Genomic DNA, 1255 nt, shown 5'->3' on the forward strand with positions numbered 1-1255 from the left:
TGATCTTGCCCAGCGACGGTGGACACTGCCTTAAGCGAGGTTTCTTTCCTCAAATTGCACCGGGCTTAGCCCGCCGTTGGCACTATGCCGTCGGTGCCGATTGTAGTCTATCTCGATATACTCGAATACCGCCGATTTCATCTCCTCCCGCGTGTTGAACCTCTCACCGTGGATTAGCTCCACTTTCAGACTGTGGAAGAAGCTTTCCGCACAAGCGTTATCGTAGCAACAGCCCTTCGCGCTCATACTGCATATCAGTTCATTGTCTTTGATAACACCCTGATAATCATGGGAACAATACTGGCTCCCTCTGTCAGAGTGAACTATCACGCCGCGCGGCATCTTTCGCCGCCACAGCGCCATTTTCAGCGTATTGCACGCCAGCTCCGCCGTCATTCGTTCCGACATCGACCAACCCACCACCCGACGCGAATACAGGTCGATAACCACCGCCAGGTACAGCCAGCCTTCCTCTGTCCACAGGTAGGTGATATCCCCAACGTACTTCTGGTCCGGCCCCGTGGCACTGAAATCCTGTTGCAACAGGTTCGACGCCACCGGCAGGTTATGCCGGCTGTTTGTCGTGGCTTTGAACTTGCGCGCCGCTCTGGCCCGTAATCCCTGACGTCGCAGACTGGCCGCCACCGTTTTACGGTTCCAGCCATGACCGGCTTCACGCAATTCCTGCGTCAGGCGGGGCGCGCCATAGCGCTGTTTAGCCTGTATAAAAGCTTGCGCCACCCGCTCATCACACTGCTGGCGGCGCATCTGCCGCGGTGAGGGGGATTGCCGGCGCTTCAGCCAGGCATACCAGCCGCTGCGCGAGACACGCAGTACCCTGGCCAGACTTTTCACTGAGAACGCCGCCTGATGCTGTTGTATAAAACCGTACTTCACTTCAGGCGTCTGGCGAAGTAGGTGGCCGCCTTTTGGAGGATAGCCAGCTCCTCATCCCGCTCGGCGAGTTGACGTTTAAGGCGGGCATTTTCCGTGGCCAGTTGCTGCTCACGCTCAGAGGTGGAGCCCTGCTGACGTTGTTTACTGCGCCAGGCGTAGAGTTGAGAGTCGTGCAGGCCGAGTTCCCGGGCGGCTTTGGCGACGCCGATGCGCTCAGCCAGCGCCAGCGCCTGCTGGCGAAACTCCGGGGTATATTGATTACGGGATGTCTTCTTCACAGATTTTGCTTGCGTCATGGTTCACCTTGTTAACGATTTTACTCGCTTAACAGCGTGTCCACCATTCGTGGGTAGGATCA

The 1255-nt window shown here is 57.3% G+C and carries 1 protein-coding gene; it reads right to left on the reverse strand.

Translation table 11 applies throughout. The features are described from left to right. Positions 1-30 precede the first annotated feature (30 nt). Positions 31-1193, reverse strand: a protein-coding gene (locus DDT56_RS24225; protein WP_136168890.1) for an IS3 family transposase whose coding sequence is annotated in 2 segments (ribosomal slippage) — positions 31-935 and positions 935-1193 — 1164 coding nt in all. Because the reading frame shifts where the segments join, the coding sequence is not laid out codon by codon here. Positions 1194-1255 lie beyond the last annotated feature (62 nt).

The organism is Brenneria corticis (assembly GCF_003115855.1).
GTDB classification, from domain to species: Bacteria; Pseudomonadota; Gammaproteobacteria; order Enterobacterales; family Enterobacteriaceae; genus Brenneria; species Brenneria corticis.